General features: G+C 43.4%; 3 protein-coding genes. All 3 read right to left on the bottom strand.

The features are described from left to right. Positions 1 to 815, bottom strand: an 815-nt coding sequence (locus tag ABLT31_RS38155) for a sigma-54-dependent transcriptional regulator (RefSeq protein ID WP_367760936.1), incomplete at its 3' end; no start/stop codon positions are given. A 20-nt stretch (positions 816 to 835) separates the two neighbouring features. Further along, positions 836 to 2,977, bottom strand: coding sequence for a sensor histidine kinase (locus tag ABLT31_RS38150; RefSeq protein ID WP_367760935.1), 2,142 nt, complete (start codon positions 2,975 to 2,977; stop codon positions 836 to 838). A gap of 25 nt (positions 2,978 to 3,002) precedes the next feature. Next, entirely contained in the window at positions 3,003 to 3,662 is a 660-nt protein-coding gene (locus ABLT31_RS38145) for a TetR family transcriptional regulator (RefSeq protein WP_367760934.1), read from the bottom strand. Positions 3,663 to 3,754 lie beyond the last annotated feature (92 nt).

The raw sequence follows: 3,754 nt of genomic DNA, 5'->3' as shown, positions 1-3,754 counted from the left end.
TATTCGCTGCTGCCCAGCTTCATAAACTTTTTTTCTTCGATGACATGCAACAATTTAGCCTGCATGGACATCGAAGTCTCCCCGATTTCATCGAGAAAAATAGTGCCTCCGTCCGCTAATTCAAATTTCCCCGGCCTGGATTCATTCGCTCCCGTAAACGCTCCTTTGCGAACGCCGAACAGTTCACTTTCCAGGAGCTGTTCCGGGATGGCTGCACAATTGAGAGACACAAAAGGCCTATCCTTGCGGCTGCTTCTTTGATGGATCCATTTCGCCAGTGCTGTTTTTCCCACACCGCTTTCACCGAGAATTAAAATATTGGCATCCGACTCGATGATCTTCTCAAGGAATTGAATGATTTGGTTCATTTTGTCACTCTTATAGACAAGGTCATCATTTCCGCCTGACCTCTTCAGTTCTTCCTTCAGCATTTGATTTTCCAGCTGGAGCTGTTTATTTGCACACGCTTTCAAGACAACTTCTTTTAGAATATTTAACTCAATGGGCTTGTTCATAAAGTCAAAAGCACCCAGTTTCATGGCCGTTACTGCGTTTTCTACATTCCCGTAGGCGGTTAGCATGATGATCGCGATCTGTTCATTTTCTTCCTTGATTTTCTGCAGGACCTCCATACCCGTCATATCGGGCAGCATATAGTCCAAAATGACCGCATCAATCTTCTCCCGTTTAACTGCATCGATCCCCTCTTGCCCAGATAAGGCTTGATGGACTGCAAAACCTTCCTTTTTAAGCTTTTGGGACATAATTTTATTTAAACGCTCTTCATCATCAATAACCAAAACGGAATAGGTCATGCCGCCCACCCTCTCCTGTTTTATATCTGAAAACTTGTAATGATTCTTGTTCCCTGGTTTTCTGCGCTTTCGATCCGAATGTCTCCTCCATGCTCGGCGATAATATCCCTGGCAATCGTAAGCCCTAAACCCGAACCATCCTCTTTCGTGGAAAAGAACGGATTGTACAGCCAGTCTAGGTTCTGAGTGGGTATGCCCATGCCTGAATCTTCAATCTCCACGAACACCCTCTCCTGTTCTTGATAAACGCGAACCGTCAAATCGCCGCCCTCTGGCATGGCATCGACGCTGTTTAGAATCAAGTTCAAATAAACCTGCATCAATTGATCGTATTTTCCTTCCACACAAGCTGAATTTTCTTCAACCTTTTTATCAACATTGACTTTAGATTCCTTTAGCTTGATGCGCAGTAAGTGAAGCACCTCGTCCAAAAGCTTGTCCATTCGAATCGGCTTGACGGTATCTGTGTTTATCTTAGCAAATTTCAGAAAGTCGTTCGTGATGACTTTCATCCGCTTGACCACTTGATGGATATCCTCTGTCAGTTCTTCGATTATTCCTCCGCATTGATGGTCATGGACCTCTTCCTTCAGCAATTCGCTTGCACCGGATAAAATGGCTAATGGATTCTTGATTTCGTGGGCAATCCCCGTCGTAATTTGGCCAATGACAGCAAGCTTCTCCCGCTGCTTGGCATGAGCTTCTAACAGTTTTAGCTGGGAAATATCCTCCAGCATAGCGATGATTCCGATTTCATTATGGTTTTCATCAAAGAATTTGGAACTTTTTACTTTGACGATATGCTTTTGACCTTCCGCATCAATAATGTAGGTTTCGTTTTCTTCCGTTATCTTACCGGATTGAAGATGCTGCAAAGCGACAAAGTCCATTTGCTCCTTTTTTATGGGTACATCCATCATAGGCAACCCGATGATTCGGTCCCGATGAAATCCTGTCAGCCTTTCGAAGGCATGATTCAGATGCGTAATCACTCCCGCGTTATCCATTGTTACAATGGCATAGGGGATGCCTTCTATCACATCGCGCAAGTAGCGTTCCTTTTCTTCCAGCATCCGCTGCTTGTCTAGATTGCTTAATCCCACTGTAACAATCGTCCGCATTAAAACACCAAGTTCATCAGGGGAATGATACTTTTTTAAATTTTGGATCCCGCGAAGAGACTGTTCCTTTGTAAAATCCCTAGCCAGCTTCGTCATTCCGACCATCGGATAGAGCAATTGCCGCATCCCAACCCCGATTAATCCGAGCGAAAAAATCAATATGCCAAAAAAACCAACAGATAGCAGCTTAGAAAGATGATCCACAGACTGAAAGGCAATTTTCTCCGGAACTCCCAAAGCCAGTCCCCATCCATCCCGCATCGAATGATAAGCAATGATTCCCTGCTCTCCCTTATACTTCTCCTTCATGGAACCAGCCGCGTCCATAGATAATTGAATAGCAACCGGATCGTTGGAGTAATCTTTCCCTAGCTCCCCCTCATCGGTTGACGCGATAACCCTCCCGTTCCGATCGATCAAGAAGCTAAAGCCCTGATTCGTAATACTGATGCTCTTCAATACTTCCGATAGATATTCCTGGCTCAATTCAGCGACAAGGATTCCTTTAAACCGCTGATCTTTTGCCAACACAGGTATGGCAATGGAGACGACCGACTGGCCATGAACATTGCGGATCCGGTCAGATACGTGAAAGTTTAGGCTCCAGCGAACATCTTCGAAACCGGGGTAGCGGTACTTGCCCTGACCCATATCAGGGAGAAATGGGGCTTCAAAGTGAATGTTCTGCTCTTCATCCACATAAAAAACAGAGTGTATCATAGAGCTATTTGAAATGGTTTGCTTCGCCCTATTGAACATTTTGCCATGGTCCAGCGACCCATCGCTTTTTGTTTCTGTTATCAGCTGCAGCTGCAAGACAACATCCTGAATCTCCCTATTCAATCTTTTGGCCAATGCATCCGCATGAAGAACGTTTTTCTCAATAATATCTTCTTCTAAAATAGAGTTCGCGTTGTCCACAATCAAATAGTAGATCAGTACGAGCGGTATAATGAAGAGGGTGGAGAAAATCAGTAGATATTTTTTAGTGATACTGGAGGATATCTCCCTCTTGATACTCTTGCCCATTAGCATAAACATATTCTATACCTCATTAGAAATGGAATTAGGCAGCGCTATAGGCAATTTTTCTAATATATTTCATCGTTTTTTCAACGGCTTCTTCCGGCGTATAGGTTCGGCGGTTATTCAGCAAGAGCGTCAGCATGCCCTGCCACATTAAAACAGCCATCTCATTCAGTTCTTCCGCATGCTCTTCCTTGATTAACCCATCTTTCACGCTCTTCTCCAATGCAACCCGGCCTCTTTTGGAAAGATTCGATTCCAATACCATCGGCAGGAATTCCTCGGGCAGCTCAATAATATCCATGGGGAAAATCGTATAATAATTCTGCAGCAATTCTTCTGGCTGAGCCCCTAGATTGGACGAAAAAATGGCGCTATAGATTTTGGGCTCGGCAAAGGAATATTTGCAGAAACACTCCCAAGTCAATAAATATTTCTCAAGAGAATTTTCACCTTTGGCCATATATTCCGGTAAAGCATCCGTATACTTTTTCAAGAAAGTCATTCCTGCAAAGAAAATCAAATGGGACAGTTCCTGAAAGTAATTGTAAATCGTTGCACTATTGTAACCCGCAATATCTGCCACTTTTCGGATCGTGACATGCTCAATCCCTTCTTCTTTCATGATTTGGACCGTTGCGTCAATAAAATACCGCATGATCCGGGTTCTTTGAATTTCCTTTTTATCCAAACGAAACACTCCTCACATCCTGTGACCTAATCAGATTTATCAAATAATCATGTATGGTTTCATTATAAAGTAAAATACCACTGCGATAAATCCTTTTTATT

The sequence above is a fragment of the Ammoniphilus soli genome (genome assembly GCF_040813775.1).
Note: the sequence above shows the minus strand (reverse complement) of the source record. Positions and strands in the feature narration are given on the sequence as shown.